The organism is Methylobacterium oryzae (assembly GCF_021398735.1).
GTDB lineage: Bacteria > Pseudomonadota > Alphaproteobacteria > Rhizobiales > Beijerinckiaceae > Methylobacterium.
In genome coordinates this window covers 3,491,694-3,511,317 of sequence record NZ_CP090349.1, presented here as the reverse complement: position 1 = coordinate 3,511,317, position 19,624 = coordinate 3,491,694, and the positions used below count along the sequence as shown (strand labels likewise).

Below are 19,624 nucleotides of genomic sequence, written 5' to 3'. Positions count from 1 at the left end.
TAGGCCAGGCGCGCGGCCGCATCAATCGGGTCCGTCTCACGCCTGCCACCGCACCGGCTTGCCCTCGACCTGGGCGTGGACGAGGCGGCGCACGGCCAGCATGTGCTCGCAGGGGCCCCGGGTCAGCCGGTTGTGGGTGTAGAAGCCGCACTGGCAGCTGCCGCCGACCATGCGGTCGTCGGAATCGAGCTCCACCGCGGGCGTCAGGCTCCGGCCGTCGTCCAGCACGGTCCCGCTCAGGCGCCGCCTGTCGCCGGCCTGCTCGACGGGCCCGAGGGTGACCAGTCCGGCCGCCAGGAACCGGTCGGCCTTGGCCTCCTGCTCGGAGGCGAAGCGCAGGGCGCCCGGCGCCAGCGGCTCCCGGGTCAGCTCCCGCAGGCGGTAGACCCGCTTGTCGAGGTCGAACATGGCGCGGCCCGCCTGCACGTAGCCGCCGAGCGCCGCCTCCACGGTCGACCGGTCGAGGCCCGTCTCGGCGGCGAGTTGCCCGGTGTCGGCGGCGTGATGGCGCCGGAGCGCCGCGAAAACCCGGGCGGCGGTGTCGGCGTCGACGTCGGCCCGGGGCGCGAGCAGGTCGAACTGCCCGGCCCGGGACCAGTCGTTGGCGGTCCAGCCCGACAGGCCGAGCGTGAAGCGCAGGCCGCCGAAATCCACCACCGCGAAGCTCGGCAGACCGGTGCCGAGGAGGTGCAGCCGCACCGACCGGGCGAGCGGCAGGGTCCGGGCCAGGATCGCGAGGCGCCGCCGGCCCCACAGGCGGATCTCCGCGGTCTCGCCCCCGCGGTAGATCGAGCGCCGGAAGGTCAGCCGCTCGTTCCAGGGCTCGATCAGCACGCTGACCGGCCGGCCGGGCTCGAGCAGGAACCGCAGGGAGCGCGGGCCGTGGCGCTCCCGGCGCGCGGCGAGGCGGGTCAGGATCGCGTGCATGTCGATCGGGTGCAGGTCCACCACGTGGGCGGGCTGCGCCATGGCGCTCGACACCTGCAGGAAGCCCCGCATCCAGGAATCGGGCAGGTCGATCTTGTCCTCGCGGTAGGCGGCCTCGCCGGAGGTCTGGACCGCGAAGCCGGTCGGGTCGATCGCCAGCTCGGTGTCGCGGTAGCTGCGGATCTTCTGGAACTCGTCGTAGAGGGCGTGGCTGTAGTCGATGTTGGTCGTGCCGCAGGCCATGTCGCCGATCCGCGCGAACGTGTCGTGGTCGCAGGACAGGCGCCCGTAGCTCGACTCGTCGAGGCTGAAGGCCTCGAAAAAGATCTCGTCCGGGTGGACGGTGATGACCGGGTCGAGCACGATCCAGGCGTCGAGGTTCTCCCGGTAGAGATAGTCGAAGTACCGCTTCCGCGCGTCGTAGAACGACCGCATCACCGCGTCGGAGCGGGCCGCGATGTCCCGGGACTCGGCGCGCAGCGCCTCGATCTCGGCGCGCAGGCTGTCCTTCTCGGCGAGGGCCTCGGCCAGGAGCTCCTGCTCGTGGGCCTGGAGCCACGCGAAGTAGGCGGTGCGGTCCTTCGGCTTGAAGCGCAGGTCCGACACGACGACGTGGTGCAGGGCGGAGATCGCCTCCCGGAGCGGCAGGTGCCGCGCCACCGTCCCGGCGAAGTAGGTCGGCTCGCGCAGGGTGTCGGGAACGAAGCCGAGCCGGGTCGCGTCCGCGTCCGAGACGGCCCGGCTCTCGCCGAGGTAGCGATGGACGAAGTTCATCGGGCCTCTTCCGAGACGGAGACGGGTCCCCGCGCCTCCGGCGGGCGCCGGACGAGGGGCACGGCGAGATCGGGATGCGCGTCGGCGACGTCGCGCAGGGCCAGGATCGCGGCGCTGCGGTCCCGGGCCGTGCCACTCAGGGTCAGGTCGGCGAAGAGCGGCAGCAGCGCCTCGGCGCGGGCGCGGCTGCGCAGGGCCTCGGCCCGGAGGAAGGCGGCCATCCGGTCCTTGGCGACCCGGCCGCGCAGCACCTGCAGCATCACGATGCGGGCGAGGGGGATCAGCCGCGCGAAGGCCGCCTCGCTCGCCACGGCCTGCTCGGTGAGCAACTCGGTGAGCAGGAGGTGCATCGACGGGGCGGGGTGCTCCAGGAGGCGCAGGACCTGCGCCTCCGCGTCCTCGGGCCGGAGCCGGCTGCGCAGGAGGTGGCGGGCGAGGGCCAGGACCTCCGGCTTGACGCTGTCGGTGACGACGGCGAGCGCCTCGGGCGTCCAGGCGGTCTCCGGCCACGCGTCGAACAGGCCGCGGGCGAAGGCGAGGGTGTCGGGCCAGTCGCTCTCCACGAGGAGGACGGCCTCGGCCGCCGCGGCCTGGAACCGGGCCGGGTCGGCCGCGAAGGCCGCCGTCGCCCAGTCCCGCACCGCCCGGTACGGGTGGCCGCCGAGCCGGGCGATCTGGCGGACGCTGAGGGCCTCGGGGCGCCGGTCGGACAGGAGGGCGGCGCCGAGGCGGCGGGCGCCGTCGGCCCGCGCCTGCAGCAGGCGCCACAGGGTGCCGTCGTCGAGGGCGGCGCATTCCCCCGGCAGAGCCTCGCGCAGCAGGGCCACGGTGTCGGCCGCGTAGGCGTCGTCGGGCGCCGCGCGGAACAGGCTGCCGATCAGCTCCCGGGCGAGGCGGGGAGCGAGGCCCGGATCCGCCGCCGCGAGGCGCGCCACAAGGGGCCGGGCAGCCCGCCGGACGGCGCCGTCGGGCCCGCTGGCGAAGGCGACGATCCGGTCCGCGTAGGGCCCGAGCCGCGCGTCGTCGAGGCGCGCCAGCAGGACGAGGGCGACGATCCGGATGTCCTCGGATTCCGCGCCGATCAGCACGTCCCAGCTCTCCGGCGGCAGGCCGGCGGCCCCGGCCTCGGACTGCGCCAGGAGGGCGAGGCCGGCGGACCGGACCGCGGCGGACGGGTGGGCGATCAGGGCGGCGGCGGTCTCGGACGTGACCGGCAGGTCGCGGTCCGGCCACAGGAAGGGCAGGGCGGCGCGCAGACCCCGGATCGCGGCCGTCGCGGCCGCGTCGGACTCCGGCGGCATCGCCCGCAGCCACGCCACCAGCCGCGCCACCAGGGGCGCCGCGAGCCCGGTGGGCAGCGCCCGCGCCCCGGCGAGGCCGGGGAGGGCCGCCTGGACGTCCGGCTCCGGGCTCGTGAGCAGCGCGGCGGCGAGGTCGGGATCCGACCAGACGATCGGCGCCTCCGCCTCGAGGCGCCGCAGGGCCAGCGCCCGCGCCTCCGGCTCCGGGCTCGCGAGCAGCGCCGCCACCAGGGCGGCGAGTTCGGCAGGCTCGGCGATCCCGGCGGCGAGACGCGCCTGGGCGGTCCGGAACGCGAAGGTCCGCACGGCGTCGTGCGGGGCGGCCAGCAGGCGCCCGATCTCGCTGGCCGTCAGGGCCGCGCAGGCCCGCGGGTCCGCGCGCAGCACCCGCAGGCCCAGCCGCGCCACCGGCTCGATCCGCCCCTCCGCGGCGAGGCGGAGCGCCAGGTCCGGGCGGGCGCTCCAGAGGTCGGGGAAGGCCTCGTCGCGCCGGTCGGGATCGACGGCGCCGGTCTCCAGGAAAGTCAGCGAACCCGTCCGCGGCCGGGCCTCCGGGGCGTGACGGTACAGGAGCTGGCTCGCCGTCCAGTTGCGGCCGAGCGGTCCCCGCGCCCGCGCCTGCCGGCCCCAGGTCCCGTCCGGCTTCCGCCCCCAGGCGGTCCAGCGGGTCGGGGGATCGAGATCCTCCGGCCCGAGCGCCAGCAGGAAGCCCGCCGCCAGCGCCGCGAAGGCCGGGTCCCCGATGGCGCCGCGCTTGCGCAGGGCGCGCCAGATCCGCCGCTTCATGTAGGCGCGGGTGGCGGTGGACAGGCCGAGTCGCGCCTCCGGCCCCTGGCGCGCCGCGTCCACCGCGACGTAACGCCGGAGGTCGGGGACGTAGGCGTGGCTCCGGCCGGCCTGATACATCGCCTGCGCGGTCTCGAAGCGCTGGGCGGTGGCGCCGAACAGGGCGGCATCGTCGGCCATCTCGGCGTGCTTGAAGAGGCGCCGCAGGCCGATCAGGTAGGGCGGCCGCGCCGGCAGCCGGAGCAGGGCGGCGCAGAGCGTCGCGTGCAGGCCGGGCGCCGCCTGCGCCCGGCGGCCGAGCGCCACCAGGGCCGGCCCGACCCGGCCCGGATCGTGCCGGGCAAGGCCGTCCAGCGCCCCGCACAACCCGTCGACGTCGCCCGCCTCGGCCGGCCGGGCGACCATGCCGGGCAGGTCCGGCTCGGCCTCCGGCGGCCGGTAGGGCCCGGTGAGCGGGGCGGTGAGCGCGAAGCGGGCGAGGTCGCGGACCACGCTGCCGGGCGCCTCGGCGGCGATCGCCGCGAGCGCCGGACCGGCCTGTGCGCCCGCCGCCCGGGCGAGCGCCCAGACCAGGGCGTAGCTCGCCCGCGCCGGGCCGAGGCCCCGCGCGAGGGCGATCAGGTCCGGGGCGGTCGCGGCCAGCCGCAGCTCGCCGATGCGCCAGAGCAGGCGGTCGCGGTCACGCTCGGCCCAGCTCTCGCGCAGGCAGGCGGAGAGCCGCGCCCGCAGCACGCCATCGCGCCCGTCGGGCGTCGCCTCGGGTGCGGCGGTCTCCGGGCCGTCGACCCGCCGGTAACCGCCGTTGATCTTGGAGACGACCACGCTGTCGAACACCCGGGCGGCCGCCTCGGCGGTCACGGGCTGGGGCGTCTTGGAGCCCTCGCGCAGGGTCGCGCCGCGCCGGCCGTAGCGCGTGTTGACGAAGTAGCGCTCGGGCGTCCCGAGGGCCTCGTTCTCGATCAGGTCGACGTCGTAGACCTTGTCGGAGGTGGCGTCCCGCAGGTGGAGGCGCGCCGCGCGGATGACCCTCATGCCACCGCGCCGGCCCGCGCGGCCGGGCAGGGATGCGTCGCGCGCGCGCGACGGTCGACGGGTCCTCGCATCCGGGCTCCTCGCGAAACGACCGGGACGGGCCGGCCGGCGAATCGCGGCGCCCGAAGCCGCGGCAACCTGCCCCAGCGGGACCGAGGGGGCAACCGCGCGCGCACGATTCCGTGATCGGGCCTCATCAGGCCTCTTCCGGCCCGGGATCGTCGCGCATGGCGGCGACCCAGAGGGCGGCCCGGGCGAAGGGCTCGGACTGCGCGCCCGGGGCCGCCAGGGTGGCGGAGAGGAAGGCGGAGAGCCGCGCGGCGGTGGCCGGGTGCCCCGCCGCGGCGAGGCGTGCGACCAAGTCGGCGCCGCCGGCGCGGGCGCTGGCCGCGAAGGCCCGCCGCCCCGCATGGAGGGCGTTCGCCAGGAGCGCGGCCGCCTCGTCGAGGAGCGTGGCCGGCCCCAGGTCCGGCGCCGGCGGGATCGGGTGGCCGGCGCCGTCGGGGACGGCGAGGTCGGGCACGACGAGCCGGTCGACCGACACCGACCAGGGATCGCAGACCAGGGTGCCGTCCGCGATCCGCACCGGGCCGGCGACCTGCCGCACGGGTCCCCAGCGCCCCGCGCAGGCGCCCGCGAGGGCGTCCAGGGCGTGCGGCGCGGCGGGGTCGTAGGCGCGGGCGAGATGCAGCGTGCCGCCCGCCCCCGGCAGCGCGACGGCGGCCTGCCACGTCTGGGCGCCGGGCGCCCAGGCCTGTCCCAGGACCGCCTCGACGGGGAAGACGTGGAAGGCCTCCAGCCGGTCGCGCGGGCGCAGGAAGACGGGCGGCCGGTCGGCGAGGCGGCGCAGGATCGACGGGACGTCCCGCGCCGCCAGGGGGGACGGCAGGGCCACCAGGGCGTCCCGCGGCAGCAGCGCCGTGCGGCCCCGCGCGCCCTGGCCGAGGGCGAGGAGCCCGTCGGCCCGGCGCCGCGCGACGCTGGTCAGGATCTGGCCCTGGCCGGTGCCCGAGACGGACAGGCCCGGGCTCAGGAGGCGCCCGGGCAGGCCGGCCGCGATATCCGCCTCGGCCTCGCCCGGCGCGAACGCGCGCTCCAGCGCCAGGAGCGCGCCGGTATCGGTGTCGGCCAGCGCCACCCGGGCGGTGGCGCCGCGCCCGCGTGCGAGGAGCCGGGCACCCAGGGAGACGAGGCGGGTCTTGCCCATGGCGGTCTCGTAGGGCTGGCCGAGGCCGAGGGCGGCCTCCCCGCCCCGGACGCGGCCGAGGAGCTCCGTGGCGAGAGCCAGGACGACGGCCGCGTCGTAGGCGGGGTGGCGCCCGGCATAGGCCGCGACCTGCCCGTCGAGATCCGCCTCCGCCAGCAGGAGCTGCGTGGCGCCCCGCTTCTCGGCCGCCCGCCGGAGCCGGACGAGGGCCGCGTCGTGCGCCTCCGGCCCGGACACGACCCCGGCCTCCAGCAGGCCGGCGACCACCCGGTCGGCGGCCTCCGCGAGGTCCGTCTCCGCCGGCTTCGCCTCCGCTCCGGCCGGGGCCGCGCCGCCGAGGCGGATCTCGGGGGCGCCCGCGGAATCCCGGAAGGCGCGGATCGCCAGGGCGACGTGGGCGCAGCCGCCCCCGGCCGCGCAGTCGCAGCGGGCGTAGCCGACGGCATCGGGCACGAGGAAGCGCACGGTCGCGGTCGGGAGCCGCGCGGCCGGGATTGCGCCCCGCTCCAGCCCGACCGTGATCCCACCCGCCAGGAGGCGCCGCAGCTCCGCCGCCGCGGCGCCGCCGAGCCCCGCCTCGAGGGCCGCGCCGTCGAGGGTGCCGGGATCCCAGGCGACCGGCGCCGCGGCCGGCACCGCCGCACCCTCGGGATCTCCATCGCCGGCCCCATCGCCGGTCCCGTCGGCCGGCCCGTCCGCGACCGCGGCGGCCCGGTAGGCGACGACGAGGGCGACCCGGTGCCGGCACATCCCGCTCGCCGGGCAGGTGCAGCTGGCCTCGCCGGGAGGCCGGCCGGGGCCGAGCCGCGTGACCGTGCCGTCGGCGAAGCGCGCCTCGACGGTGCCGTCCCCGGCCTCCGCGAGGTCCGGCCCCTGGCCGGCGGCCACCTCGCGCAGCGCCCGCTTCACCAGCCCGGCATTGGCGAGCTGGATCAGGCCGTCATCCGTGAGGGCGCGGAGGTCGGGGCGGGCCATCGGCGCCGCTCAGGCCCGGATCGCGGCGGCGAGCCAGCCGGCGAGCTCGCCGGGCGTCATCGCGCCGATCTCGGCGCCGGCCGCCACGAGCCGCTGGGCCATCGCCCGGTCGTAGGCGGGCCGCGCCTCCGAATCGAGGGCCGCGAGGCCCAGCACGCGGGTCCGCTGGCCGGAGAGCGCCCGCACCTGCTCGACCAGGGCGGCCTCGCTCGCGCCCTCGTAGAAGTCGGAGACCAGGACCACGATCGCCCGCTCCGGCGCGGTGATCAGGCCGGCCGCGTAGCGCACGGCGCCCCCGATATCGGTGCCGCCGCCGAGCTGGACCTTTATGAGCATCTCGCAGGCGTCGTCGCAGTCGCGGGTCAGGTCCACCACCGCCGTGTCGAAGGCGACCAAGTGGGTGCGGATGCCGGGGAGCTTCCACAGGCAGGCGGCCATCACCGAGGCGTGGATCACCGAATCGAGCATCGACCCGCTCTGGTCGACGAGCAGGATCACCTGCCAGGGCCGCATCTGGCGCCGGTTCCGGGCGAAGAAGTGCAGCCGCTCGACGGTGATCCGCCGGCTCTCGGGATCGTAGTGGCGCAGGTTGTCGCGGATCGTCCGGTTCAGGTCGAGGTCGCGGGCGCCGGGCAGGCGGGTGTGGCGCCGCCGGTCGAGCACCCCCGAGAACGCCACCGCGAGGTCCCGCGCCAGCCGCTCCATCAGCTGCCGCACCACCTCCTGCACGAGCTTGCGGGCCATCACCAGCACGTCGGGCGCCATCAGGTGCTTGGTGCGCAGGACCGCCTTCAGCAGCGTCTCGTTCGGCTCGACCCGGGACAGCACCTCGGGGTTCGTGACCACGTCGTCGATGGCGTAGAGTTCGATCGCGTCGCGCTCCAGCCGCTCGATCGTCTCGCGGGGGAAGAGCGTGTGGACCGCGTTGATCCAGCCCGGCACCGTCAGGGTCGAGCCCTCGCGGCCGCCCTGGCGGCGCTCCCCCCGCGCCGCGCCCTCGGCGTCGCGGCCGTAGAGCCAGTCGAGCGCCTGATCCATGGCGGCCGCATCGCCCGCGAGGGCGCAGCCGGCCCCCGCGCAGGCGGAATCCGCCGCCTCGCCCAGGATGAGCCGCCAGCGCGTGACCGGGTCGAGGCTCACCGCAGCCGCGTCCCGGCGAGGAGGCTCGGCCCGCGCAGGAGCTCGCTCGCCGTCACCGGCGCGAGCTCGCCGAAGGTGCGCTGGCCCGGATCCGACCGGCTGCTCCAGGGCGAGCCGAGGGTCAGGTCGCCGAGGGTCTGCTCCCGGTCCTCGAACTCCACCGCGCCGGTGAACAGGCCCTCCGAGAAGGTCAGCGACGCCTGGCCGGCCGCGCCGCCCGGGAAGGTCACGGCGCGCTCGATCCACCACACCACCCCGGCATCCTGGGGCGCCCCGAGGGGCCAGCCCCGGGCGGCCATGCCGCGCAGGCGGTTGGCCTCCACGACGGTCCCGGCGAAGCGGCTCGTGGTCGATGCGGCGGCCTCGGCCTCCGTGAAGGCGTAGGTCTCGCGGGCGAGCTGCGGGAAGGGCTGGACGATCTCGTAGTCGCCGAACAGCGCCCCCCAGGCCGCCAGCGCCCCGGCGTCGAGTTGCAGGGGATGGACGAGGCCGATCAGGCCCGGGGCCGCCCCGGTCAGGTCGAGGTCGAGCGGCGCGTCGTCGGCATCCGTGAAGGTCAGGTCCTCGGCCACCCGGAAGGTCAGGCCCGGACCGGTCCGCGGGTCGGCATCCGCGAAGGTGGCCCAGACGAGGCGCTGGGCGAGGTGGCGCACGAGCGGGTGCGCGGCGAAGCAGGGGCCGAACACCGTCGGCTGGACCCGGCGGGCGCCGGCGAGCATCGCCTCCAGGCGGGCCACCTGCAGGCTCGCCACGGCCCGCGCGTCCTTCTTCAGGGCGCCCCAGCGGGCCACCGCCGCCGCGGCTTTGCCGGCCTCGTCGGCCTTGGCGGGCTTGGGCAGATCCTTGAGCCTCTGGCCGGCGGCGTCCCGGACCCAGGGCTTGAGGGTCTCGTCGAACCCGACCCGGAACCCGCGGGGACCGAAATCGAGGTCGAGGCCGCCGCGCTCGTCGAGGTCGAGGTCGGGGGCGAGCCGGTCGGCGAGCTCCTCGGGGGTGAGGCCGCGGGCCTCGGCGAGCTGGGCGATCTTCTGCCGGGCCTTCTCCTGGAGCCCCTTGAACTTCAGCTTCTCGGCGATGCCGTTGAGGTTCATCAGCGCCACGTCGGTGCCGATATCGACCAGCACGTCGAGACCGGTGACCGCGCGAGCATGGGCGGCCTCGCCGGGCCAGCGGCGGATCAACCGGGTCAGGTCGCGGGCCGTGGCGTCGGTGCCGAACCAGCCCAGCGCGCGCAGGGCCCAGCCGTCCTTGGAGGGCGTCCCGGCGGCGATCCAGGCGGAGAACAGGTCCCACGCGAAGGCCGCGAGACTCGCCTCGGTGCAGGCCTCGCGGACCATCGGCACGCCGGCATAGACGGCGTCCGGGTTGGTGAAGGACAGCATCTCGCAGAGGGTCAGGATCGCGGCGTCCGGCAGGGCGGTCCCGTCCCGCAGACGCGGGCGGGTCAGCATCGCCGGCACGACCCAGGCGGGCGGCTTGCCGACCTTGGCGGGGACGCGGGCGAGGGGATCGCGGTCGAGCACCTGCGCGACCGCCTCGGTCACGTCCGGTGCCTGGTCCGCGTAGCGCGCGACCACGGAAGCGATGATGGCGCGGCCGTCCGCCCGGTCCTGCGCCAGCACGCGCAGGGCGTGCTCGCCGGCGTCGCGCAGCGCCCCGGGCCGGCCCACGGCGTCGGGCAAGAGGCGGGTGAGGGCGGTCTCGGGATGGCGGCGCAGCCAGGCCAGGGCCGGCTCGCGGGCCTTCTTGAGCTTCGTGAGGGCGCGGGCGGCGGGCCCGGCGAGGCGGGCATCGTCCACCGCCAGGACCGCCGGCAGGAGCCCGACCGGATCGGCCTCGACCAGCCCGACGAGGCCCGGCATCGCCCGCTCGCCGAACCGCGACAGCATCGCCCACACGATCTCCGGCCACTGCGAGACGTGGAAGCATCCCGCGACGACGCGCGACTGGGCCCAGAGGGCGAGCGCCAGAGGCTCGGGCTGCCGCTCCAGGCTGCCGACCAGCTGGCGATAGGGCGAGTTCGCCCAGTAATGGCAGGCCTCGTCGATCTGGGCGACGCGGCCGGCGACCCAGGCGATCAGGGCCGGCGGATCGTCGCGCGGCGGCTCGGAGAGCGGGGGCGGGATCCGGCTCCAGCCCTGCGTCGGATGGGAAAGCTCGGCGGCCGCCACGAAGGCCCGCAGCGCCTCCGGGCCGTCGAGGGTGACGGCGTTCCGCGCGCGCCAGTAGCTCGGCGCGACCTCGGGCACTGCGTGGGCGAACGGCGTCGGCAGCGGCGCGAGGGCGAGGACGAGGTCGTCCCGGGTCCGGGCCTTGGCCCGCCAGGGCGGGTCGCGCAGCACCCGCGGCCAGGCGGCGGGCTCCGCGAGGGGCACCGCGCGGGCTTCCGCCAGGGCGTCGAGGATGCCGGCCCCGCGCCCGCCCGACGCCGCGAGCCAGCCGCGGACCCGGTCGAGCCCGTGGGCGTCGAGCGCCCGGTTCACCCGGGCGCGCAGGGCGGGCTCGGACCGGCCGCCCGCGAGGGCCGCGAGGCAGCGGGGCAGGATCGCGGCGGGATCGGCCTCCAGCGCCGCGTCGAGGGCGGCCGCGACGGGCTTCTCGTGGAGGTGGGGCAGCAGGGCCGGGAGCGCCCCGGCCGCGCCCGTCGACAGGATCGCCAGGGCGACCGTGCGACGCTGCTCGTCGAGGGCGTAGTGCAGCAGCCAGTCGAGGGCCGGCAGGGCCGGCTGCCCGGCGGCGCGGGCCACCGCCAGCAGGGTCGCGGCCGCCTCGGCCGCGTCGAGGGCGCAGTAGACGAAGTAGAGGTGGTAGCTGCGCTTGGCGCGCCAGCGCGCGATCGCTTCCGGCGGCGCGTCGGCCAGCAGCGGCAGGTAGGCCGTATCGGCCGTGACGTCGATCCCCGCCGACGCGGCGGCCTCGACCACCGCGACGGGCTGGAGCGGGTGCGGGGCGGCCCGGTCGTCGGCCAGGATGAACGCGAAGGCGCAGGCCGCCGGCCAGTCGTGGTCCTCGGCGATCCGCGCGTTCAGGAACGCGACGGCCGCGTCGTAATCGGACTCCGGGGCGTGCACCAGGGCGGCCCGCAGGGCGAGGTGGAGCGGCTCGGCCCAGGACAGGCGCTGGTAGGCGCGCGGCGTCTTCGGGTTCGGGCGGCGCCGGTCGGCCAGCCGGGCGACGGTCCCTGTCCCGTCCTCGGCCACGGCGTAGTGCAGGATCGCCTCCAGCGCCCGCCGCAGGACAGCGTCGCCGGTGGCGACACGAGCCGGATTCCCCTGTCGGCGCGCCTCCGCGGCGTCGACGATCGCGTCCAGCCAAGCGGCGAGGCCGTCCCGGTCCGGCGGCGCTCCGGCGAGGCGCGCGGCCTCGGCATCACCGAGCGCGGCCGCCAGCGGCGCCGCGATCGCCCGCCAGGCCTCCGCCGCGTCCGGGCGCGGACCGGGGCGCAGGCGGGTCGGCAGCGGCACCGCCGCGAAGACCGCGGCCGGGGCGGGGGGCGGGACGTGCTCCGGCGGGGCCTCGGCCGGCGGCGGGGCGGCCGCCGGCTCCGCGGCGGGCTCGACAACCGTCTCGCCGACCGGCCCGGACGCCTGCGCAGGGGCGGGCTTCGAGGTGGCGGCGGTCGGTGCCGGGGTGGGGGCCGCGGCCGGCGCCGGGGCGGGAGCCGCGCCGTCGGCGCGGACGTAGCCCTTGGCGGTCTTCTCGCGGACGAGCTTGTCCTTCTCCTTCACGGCCGCGGCCGCGTCGGCGCAGGTCTTGTCCTTGCTCTGGCCCTGGGTGCCGAGGCGCCCGAAGCGGACGGTGAGCGTCGGGCCGGAGACGCCGACCTCCCAGAACTTGGCCGCGCTGCCCTCGACCAGCTCGTAGCGTTCCATGGCCTGTCTCCCTCTCACGCGTCGCCGGCGGCGGCGAGCAGGCTCGGCGTCCGCAGGACCTCGCTCGCGGTCACCGGGTCGAGGTCGCCGAACCGGTGGGCCGCCGCGGCGCGCCAGCCGGTGTCGGACAGGGTCAGGGTCCGCAGCGTCTGGATCCCGTCGCCCTCCGGGCCGGGCCGGTGCCAGAACCCGTCCTCGAATCGGAGGACCGCGACGAGGCGGGTGCCGTCGGGCAGCGCGACCGGACGCTGCACCGCATGGACGTGCTCGCTCCCCGTGTCGGTCGACCAGCCTTGGGGCCGCAGCCCCCGCAGGCGGCGGCCGCCCACCCGGACCCCGTCGAAGCGGTGGGTCTCGGCGGCGCCCCGCTCGGCCTCGGTGAACGCGAAGGTCTCGCGGGCGATCTGCGGGAACGGCTGGGCGATCTCGTAATCGGCGAACAGGCCGCTCCAGGCGGTCCGTTCCTCCGGGTCGAGGTGGAGGGGGTGGACGAGGCCGACCACGCCCTCGGCCGCCGCGACGTCGAGGGCGAGGGCGTCGTCCGCGGCGTCGGTCGGCGAGAGATCCTCCGCGAGGCGGAAGACGTGCCCCGGCGGCGTCGCGGGCGCGGCGTCCGGGTAGAGGCCCCAGACGAGCCGCCCGGCGAGGTGGCGGATCAGCGGGTGGGCGGCGAAGAACGGCCAGAACACCCCCGGGGCGACGCGGCGCTGGGACGCCAGCATGGCCTCGAGCCGGGTGATCTGCAGGCCGGCCGCGGCCTCCGCGTCCTTGCGCAGGGCCGCCCAGTGCCGGGACGCCGCCTTGGCGGATTCGGGATCGTCCGCCTTGGTCGGGCGGGGCAGGGCGGCGAGCCGCCGGCCCTCGGCGTCGCGCAGGACGGGCTTCAGGGTCTCGTCGAAGCCGACCCGGAACCGGCGCTCCCCGAAGGACAGGTCGAGCCCGCCGCGCGCGTCGAGGCCGAGATCGGGGGAGAGCCGGTCGGCGAGGTCGACCTCGTCGAGGCCGCGGGCCTCGGCGGCGTCGACGATGGCGGCGCGGGCGGCCTCGCGCAGCTGCAGCAGCGGGCTCTTCTCGGCGATGGCGCTGAGGTTCATCAGCGCCACGTCGGTGCCGATCCCGGCGAGCACGGCGATGCCGGCCTTGCCGCGCGGCTTGAGGCCGGCCTGCCCCCAGGCGCGGATCTGCCGGGTGAGGTCGCGGGCAGCGTGGTCGCCCCCGATCAGGGCGAGCGCCTGCATCGCCCACTCTCCCGTCGCCTTGGCGCCGGCGGCGATCCAGGACTGGAACAGCGCGACCGCGAAGGCGTCGAGGCTCTCCGGCGTGCAGGCGGCGCGGACCTGCGCGACGCCCGCGTAGGGCGCGAGCGGGTCGGAGAAGGCGAGCATCTCGCACAGGGCGGTGACGGCGGCGTCGGGCAGGGCGCCGCCGCTCCGCAGGACCGGGCGGGGCAGGGCGGCGGGGACCACCCAGTCGGGGAGCTTCGGCGGCTTGGACGGCACCTGCTCCAGCGGGTCGCTGTCGACGCCGGCGGCCACCGCTTCGGGCACGCCGGGATCCCGCTCCGCGTAGGCCGCGACGGCGGCGTCGAGGGCGGCGCGCCCCGCGGGTTCGGCGGCGAGGAAGCGCAGGGCCGCGTCGGCCGCGTCGCGGTCCGGGCCGGCGGCCCCGAGGGTCTCGGGCAGGAGCCGCAGCGCGGCGGTGCGGGGATGGGCGCGCAGCCACGCGGCCGCGGCCGGCCGCAGCTTGCGGGTGCGGTGGAAGGCCCGGGCGGCGACCGGGGCGAGGTCGGCGGCGTCCACCGGCTCGACCTCCGGCAGGAGCAGCGCCGGGTCCGCCGCGACGAGGCGGACGAGGCCGGGCACGGCCCGCGCGCCGAAGCGCGACAGCATCACCGCGATGGTGCGCCGCCACGCGACGTAGTGGGCGCGCTGCGGCCCGGTCTTCTCCCACAGCATCAGCGCCAGGGGCTCGGGCTGCCACGCGACCATCCGGAACCAGGGCCCGTAGTTGAAGTAGAAGAAGCCGGTGAACGCGTCGCGGTCCAGGTCGAGCCGGCGGTCGAGCCAGGCCAGGGCGATGGCCGGATCCGCGTCGGCGGCGGGCACGGGCTCGGCCGGCGGCGGGATCGGCATGTCGTAGAGGGCCTCCGCCTCGGTGGCGCGGATCCGCGCCGCGAGGTCCGTCATGGACTCCACCAGCGTCCCGGCCTCGAAGTAGAAGGTGCTGCGGTCGAGGGCCTCGTCGGGGTCGAAGCCGTGCGCGAAGGACGTCGGGATCGGCGCCACCGCCCGTTCCGACCGGGCGCGCGCGGCCCCGCGCCGCCGCCAGGGCGGATCCCGGAGCACGGACGGCAGGGCCTCGGGGGCCGCCTGCGGCGCGCTGCCGGCGGCGAGCAGCCGGTCCAGGCGCCCCGCGCCCCGGCCGCCCTCGGCCGCCGCCCAGGCGCGGGCGGTCTCGTGCCCGTGGCGCGCGGCGAGGGTCACGGCCCTGGGGCCGTAGGCGGGCTCCCCCTTGCCCTGGAGCGCGCGCAGATAGGCCCGCAGCATCCAGTCGGGGAAGGCCGCGTCGGCGGCGTCGAGGGCGTCGCGGACCAGCTTGGTGCCCACGAAGGGCAGGAGCGCGTCGAGGGCGTCGGCGGCGCGGGTCTCCAGCAGGGCCCGGGCGACGATCGTGCGCTCGGGGCCGACCGCCCCCTCCAGGAGCCAGACGAGGCCGGGGGTGGCCGGCTCGCCGGCCGCGTCGGCGACGGCGATCACCGTCGCGGCGGCCTCCTCGGCCCCGACATCGCAGGTCGCCAGCGTCGCTCGGTGATACGGAGCGGCGTACCAGGGCGCGGCCTGCGCGGGCGGCAGGTCGACGATCAGCGGCAGGGCGACGTGGGAATTGCCGTAGGCCTTGGGATCGGGCGGGTCGCAGCGCGCCAGCACCGCGCGGGCGGAGAGGGCGTGGTCGGCGCCGGGCCGGTCGTCCGCGAAGATCACCGCGAGCCAGCGGGCGAGGGTGGGCTCCGGGTCCGAAGCGGCGAGCCGGAGGGCCGCGTCCAGGGCCTCCGCGTACGCCGCCTCGGGGGCGGCGACCAGGGCCGCCCGGAGACCCAAGGTGGTGGGGATGTCCCAGGCCGAGACCGGGAGCGAGCCGTAGCGGCCGGAGGGACGGGGCCGCAGCCGGTCGAGCAGGGCCACGAGCGTCCCCCCGGTGCCGGAGCGGGCCACGAGCCAGCGGGCGAGATGCGTGAACGCCGCCCGGGCCGCCGGCCCCTGCGGTCCGGGCTTGGCGCCCCAGGGGCGCTGGCTCAGCGCCGGGCAGGCCGCCTCGAGTTGCTCCAGCCAAGCGCGGACCTCGTCCGGGTCGAGGGCCGGCGGCGCGCTGTCGAGCCGGGCGGCGAGGGCCTCGGCCGGCGCGCGCGCCTCGTCCGGGGCGGCCGCCAGCAGCGGGCGGATCCGCGCCGCGAAGGCGGCCCAGTCGGCGGCGGCGTCGAGGGGCGCGCCGGGCCGGCTGCGGGTGGGCAGGGGCGTACCGGTGAAGATCGGGACGCGGCGCGCCTCCGCGGCGGCGGCGGGGGCGGGCGACGTCCCGGCGGCCCCGGTCTCGGCGGACCGGACCTCGGCGGACCGGGCCTCGGCGACCTGAGCTTCGGCCGCCGGGGATGCGGCGGCGTTGCCCGTCGCCGCGGCGCCCGCTCCGGAGGCCGGATCCGGTCCGGCCGGCGCGGCCTCACCCGCCGGGCGATAGCCCTTGCCGGTCTTCTCCCGCACCAGCCGGTCGAGTTCGACCTGGGCCGCCTGCGCGCTCGGAAAGCTCTTCGTCTTGGACTGCCCCTGCGTGCCGATCCGGCCGAATCTCACGATGAGAACGCGGTCCTCGGCTCCGGCCTCCCAGAACTTCGCGGATGTTCCCGCCGTCAGCTCGTAACGCTGCATGCAGTCCTCTCCCCGTGGCGCGGCGGTAAAATTTTCCTTGTCGCGGCTCAGGTCAACCCGTGGCGGGCGAGCCGCGCGGCGACCCGCGCCTCGCGGGCCAGGGCCTCGGCCTGATCGGCCGGGCGGGCGCGCTGGCGCATCCAGGCCAGGGCCTCGACCTCGGCCCGGGCCTCGCCGAGGCCGCTCCGGCGCAGGATCGCGACGGCGATGCGCTCGCGCTCCCGGGGCGGGAACCACGCGAAGGCCATCCGCAGGGACGGCAGCGCGCGCAGGAAGTCGTCGTCGCCCCAGGCGGCCACCAGACCCTCGACGGAGGCGAGGGTCGCGTCGGCGGCGATCTCCTCGCGGGCGAGGGCGAACAGGCCGGCGAGGAAGTCGCCGAGCGTCGCGGGCAGGCCGAAGCGGCGCAGCCAGGCCAGGGCGGCCTCCGGGTCCGATCCGGCCGCGCCGCAGGCGACCCGGAAGCCGAGCGCCGCCCCCGCGAGGGCCGGCGGCGTCGCCGGATCGGCGAGGCGGCGGCCGAGCATGGCGGAGAACGGGGCGCGCAGGTCGTCGAGGCCCGGGATCTCCGCGCCGACCTCGCGGAACAGGTCGCGGCAGGCGAGGACCAGCGGGATCGCGCCGAGCCCCGCGCGGGGGTCCCGGACGGCCTCGACGACGAAGAGCGCCCGGGCCGCCAGGACGGCGCAGAGGCGGGCCAGGGCCGGCCGCGCCGGCGCGAAGGCGTCGCCGAACCGGTACAGCCGCACGATCCCGGCCCCGGCGGCGCCCAGGGCGGCGGCGTCGTGCGCCGCCGCGATGCCCGCGCTCAGGCGGGCGAGCAGTTCGCCCTCCAGGGTGAGGCCGGCGAACAGCGCGTCGGACAGGGCCCCGGCGAGGATTTCGAGGGAATCGGGCGCCGCCTCGACCCGGGCGGTGATCCGGGCGGAGGCGGCCATCTCCAGGGTCCCGCCCCAGAGCGAAGCCTCGATCAGGGCGCCGAGCCAGTGCGGGTGGCGCACGAGTGTGAAGCGCTCCCGCGGCAGGCCGGGCCCGGCGCGGTCCGGGCCCTCGCGGGCGATCCCCGGCAACCCGAGCAGAACCAGCCGGTGGAGCAGGTGCGCCCGCGCCCGGTCACCGGGCTCGGCCCAGTCGAGGTCGACGCCGCGGCGGGCCGGCCCCGGCTCCAGGTCGGCGGCGCGCAGGCGCTCGGCGACGTCGGCCACGAGGGGCGGCTGCCGGGTGCCGGGGGCGAGGCGTCCCTCGCGCGGGCCGGTGAGCGCCCGCAGCATCGCGGCGAGCGCCGGGTGGCCGGGCGCGGCGCGGCCGGCCGCCCAGGCGGGCGGGCGGTCGAGGGCGTCCTTCACCAGGGCCGCGAGGGCCGCGTCGATCAGGTCGGCGCGCAGGATCGCGGGATGGGCGCGCAGCCGGGCAAGGGCCTCGGCGTGGACCCGCCAGGCGACGCGGTCGGCGGTGGAGACGACCTGCCCGGCCTCGCGCAGGGCCGCGGTGATCGCCGTCATCGCCCAGTCGGCCGCGGGGGCGAGGCCCGACTCGGCCACGCGCTCGTAGTAGCCCGGCGCAGGCATGCCGGCCGCGTAGCCCGAGAACCGGTCGAGCCGGGGATAGGCGTAGGGCACCACGTAGCTGCCGGTGCGCAGGTCCGGCTCCGGCGGCGCCGGCTCGGGCCGGGTCCCGTCCGCGCGCGCGGCGTGGCGCCGGACGGCGTCCGCGTGCCAGCCGCCGCAGACGAGGACGACCGGCCGGCCGCCGGCCGCCCGCAGGGCGTGGGCCGCGTAGGCGCCCATGAAGCGCTCGCGGGCCTCCTCGGCGGGATCGTCCGTGCCGGGCGGGCGCAGCAGGGCGAAGTAGCGGTCGAGCCGGGCCGGCAGCTCCGCCTCGGGCGCCGCCTCGGCGAGGACGTCCCAGAGGGCGTCCTGGTCGGCGACGCCGAGGGCGGCGGCCAGCGCCCGCTCGGCCGCCTCGGCGCGCGCCCCGTGCGGGTCGGCGTAGCGGTTGGCGCGGCGTCCGAAGGCCGGATCCCAGGCCGGCAGGTCGCAGAACAGCGTCTCGGCACCGACCGCCCGGCCCGCCTCCAGGGCCTGCCATTCCGGCGAGAAGGCGCAGAACGGCGTGTAGGAGGCGGCGCTGCCCGCCGCGTCGGCCCGGAACGAGAAGATCGCCACCGGCAGGTCGTGGCCGAGGGCGAGGTCGGGCAGGTGCGGGTTGAAGTCGACCGGCCCCTCGATCAGCACGCAGGCCGGCCGCAGCGCCGCGATCGTGCGCCGGACGAGCCCGGCGCAGGCCGGGGAATGGTGGCGCACGCCGATGACGGTCAGGCGGCCGGGATCCGGCGCGGGACCGCTCGTTGCGGGGTTCATTGCGGGGTGAGGAGGTGCCGCGCCGCGTAGAACTCCCGCCACGCCGCGCCGGAGCGGCGGCTGACGCGCTGGTCGAGGTAGCGGCGCAGGCGGGCGAGGTCCTCGGCGTCGTCCTTGGCGGCGGTGCCGGCGAGGCAGGCGACGATGTCCTCCGGCCGGCCGGCATCGCCGCGCAGGAAATGGCCCTTCACGCCGATGGCGTGGGCGACGCTGACCGCCTCCGCGGTGCTCATCACGGACGAGAGCCGCTCCATGCCGGTGCCCTCGGTGTCCACGGCCTCGCGCAGCTCCCGGAAGCAGGTCACGAGGAGTTCGAGCACCTCCGGATCCGGGGCGCGGGGCACGCCGGAGCGGGCCAGCAGGGCGGTGGCCTCGCGCTGCACCAGGGCGAGCTCGGCGTCGAGATCGGCGATCGGGAAGATGGTCTCGAAGCCGAACCGGCGCTTGAGGGCCGCCGACATCTCGTTGACGCCCCGGTCGCGGGTATTGGCCGTGGCGATCAGGTTGAACCCCTCCCGGGCGTAGACCATCCCGTCCGCGCCAGTGAGTTCGGGCACCGCGAGCACCCGGTCGGACAGGACCGAGAGCAGGCTGTCCTGCACCTCCAGCGGGCAGCGGGTCAGCTCCTCGAAGCGGACTATCCGCCCCTCGCTGAGGCCGGTATGGAGGGCGCCCGGCACCAGGGCGCGCGGGCTCGGCCCCTCGGCGACGAGCAGCGCGTAGTTCCAGCCGTAGCGGATCTGGTCCTCGGTCAGCGACGCGCCGCCCTGGATCGTCAGGGTCGAGCGCCCGCTGATCGCGGCGGCGAGGAGCTCCGAGAGCAGGCTCTTGGCGGTCCCGGGCTCGCCGATCAGCAGCAGGGCGCGGGAGGTCGCCAGGGTGACCATGGCCCGCTCCACGAGCGCCGGGGCGCAGACCACCTTGGCGGGCGTCGCGCCGTCGCCGCAGATGAAGCGCCGGACGGCCTGGAGCGAGAGCTGCCAGCCCGGCGGCCGCGGCGCCGGATCCTCGGCGCGCAGGCGCGCGAGTTCCGCGGCGTGGACGTCCTCGGCCGGGGGTCTCTGACGCGCCTCGCGATCACCGCCCGCCCGCACCGCCTTCGCCATGCACCCGTCCCCTGCCGTCGCGCCGACCCTGTCGGCGACTCCTGCGATCGGCAGAGCATGCCCCGGCACGCGCGGGTTTCTCAAGCGTCTCCGCGCATCTCCAAGCATCGGCCACCGGGCCGGGGATCCGGCACCGCCCGGGGCGCGACGGATCGGGCGTAGTCCCGAAGAAAGCCTACATCGACACCAAGCACAGCATCAGGATCGCGATCTCGAAGACGATC

General features: G+C 77.4%; 8 protein-coding genes. All 8 read right to left on the bottom strand.

Annotated features, from left to right (window positions below; translation table 11 throughout):
* Nucleotides 1-36 precede the first annotated feature (36 nt).
* The 8 genes from LXM90_RS16685 to LXM90_RS16650 all read right to left on the bottom strand — a co-directional run bounded on the left by LXM90_RS16685 (nt 37) and on the right by LXM90_RS16650 (nt 19,400).
* Entirely contained in the window at nt 37-1,701 is a 1,665-nt protein-coding gene (locus LXM90_RS16685) for a DIP1984 family protein (RefSeq protein WP_234080810.1), read from the bottom strand.
* Complete coding sequence (locus tag LXM90_RS16680; protein ID WP_234080809.1) at nt 1,698-4,820, bottom strand: hypothetical protein; 3,123 nt, start codon at nt 4,818-4,820, stop codon at nt 1,698-1,700. The genes LXM90_RS16685 and LXM90_RS16680 overlap by 4 nt, the downstream gene beginning before the upstream one ends.
* 196 nt (nt 4,821-5,016) lie before the next feature.
* On the bottom strand, nt 5,017-7,002 hold the full coding sequence (locus LXM90_RS16675; protein ID WP_234080808.1) for an SWIM zinc finger family protein: 1,986 nt from the start codon (nt 7,000-7,002) through the stop codon (nt 5,017-5,019).
* 9 nt (nt 7,003-7,011) lie between these two features.
* Complete coding sequence (locus tag LXM90_RS16670; RefSeq protein WP_234080807.1) at nt 7,012-8,142, bottom strand: VWA domain-containing protein; 1,131 nt, start codon at nt 8,140-8,142, stop codon at nt 7,012-7,014.
* On the bottom strand, nt 8,139-12,014 hold the full coding sequence (locus LXM90_RS16665) for a DUF4132 domain-containing protein (protein ID WP_234080806.1): 3,876 nt from the start codon (nt 12,012-12,014) through the stop codon (nt 8,139-8,141). Before LXM90_RS16665 ends, LXM90_RS16670 begins: the two co-directional genes overlap by 4 nt.
* 14 nt (nt 12,015-12,028) lie before the next feature.
* The gene (locus LXM90_RS16660) at nt 12,029-15,934 is read right to left on the bottom strand and encodes a DUF4132 domain-containing protein (protein WP_234080805.1); all 3,906 of its coding nucleotides are present in this window, start codon (nt 15,932-15,934) and stop codon (nt 12,029-12,031) included.
* Between the two features lie 47 nt (nt 15,935-15,981).
* Entirely contained in the window at nt 15,982-18,294 is a 2,313-nt protein-coding gene (locus LXM90_RS16655; RefSeq protein ID WP_234080804.1) for a DUF5682 family protein, read from the bottom strand.
* Nucleotides 18,291-19,400, bottom strand: coding sequence for an ATP-binding protein (locus LXM90_RS16650; protein WP_234080803.1), 1,110 nt, complete (start codon nt 19,398-19,400; stop codon nt 18,291-18,293). Before LXM90_RS16650 ends, LXM90_RS16655 begins: the two co-directional genes overlap by 4 nt.
* Between the last annotated feature and the right edge of the window lie 224 nt (nt 19,401-19,624).

Coding starts and splice junctions, on each gene's coding strand:
- LXM90_RS16685 (WP_234080810.1), bottom strand. CDS start 1,701: ATGAACTTCGTCCATCGCTACCTCGGCGAGAGCCGGGCCGTCTCGGAC.
- LXM90_RS16680 (WP_234080809.1), bottom strand. CDS start 4,820: ATGAGGGTCATCCGCGCGGCGCGCCTCCACCTGCGGGACGCCACCTCC.
- LXM90_RS16675 (WP_234080808.1), bottom strand. CDS start 7,002: ATGGCCCGCCCCGACCTCCGCGCCCTCACGGATGACGGCCTGATCCAG.
- LXM90_RS16665 (WP_234080806.1), bottom strand. CDS start 12,014: ATGGAACGCTACGAGCTGGTCGAGGGCAGCGCGGCCAAGTTCTGGGAG.
- LXM90_RS16660 (WP_234080805.1), bottom strand. CDS start 15,934: ATGCAGCGTTACGAGCTGACGGCGGGAACATCCGCGAAGTTCTGGGAG.
- LXM90_RS16655 (WP_234080804.1), bottom strand. CDS start 18,294: ATGAACCCCGCAACGAGCGGTCCCGCGCCGGATCCCGGCCGCCTGACC.
- LXM90_RS16650 (WP_234080803.1), bottom strand. CDS start 19,400: ATGGCGAAGGCGGTGCGGGCGGGCGGTGATCGCGAGGCGCGTCAGAGA.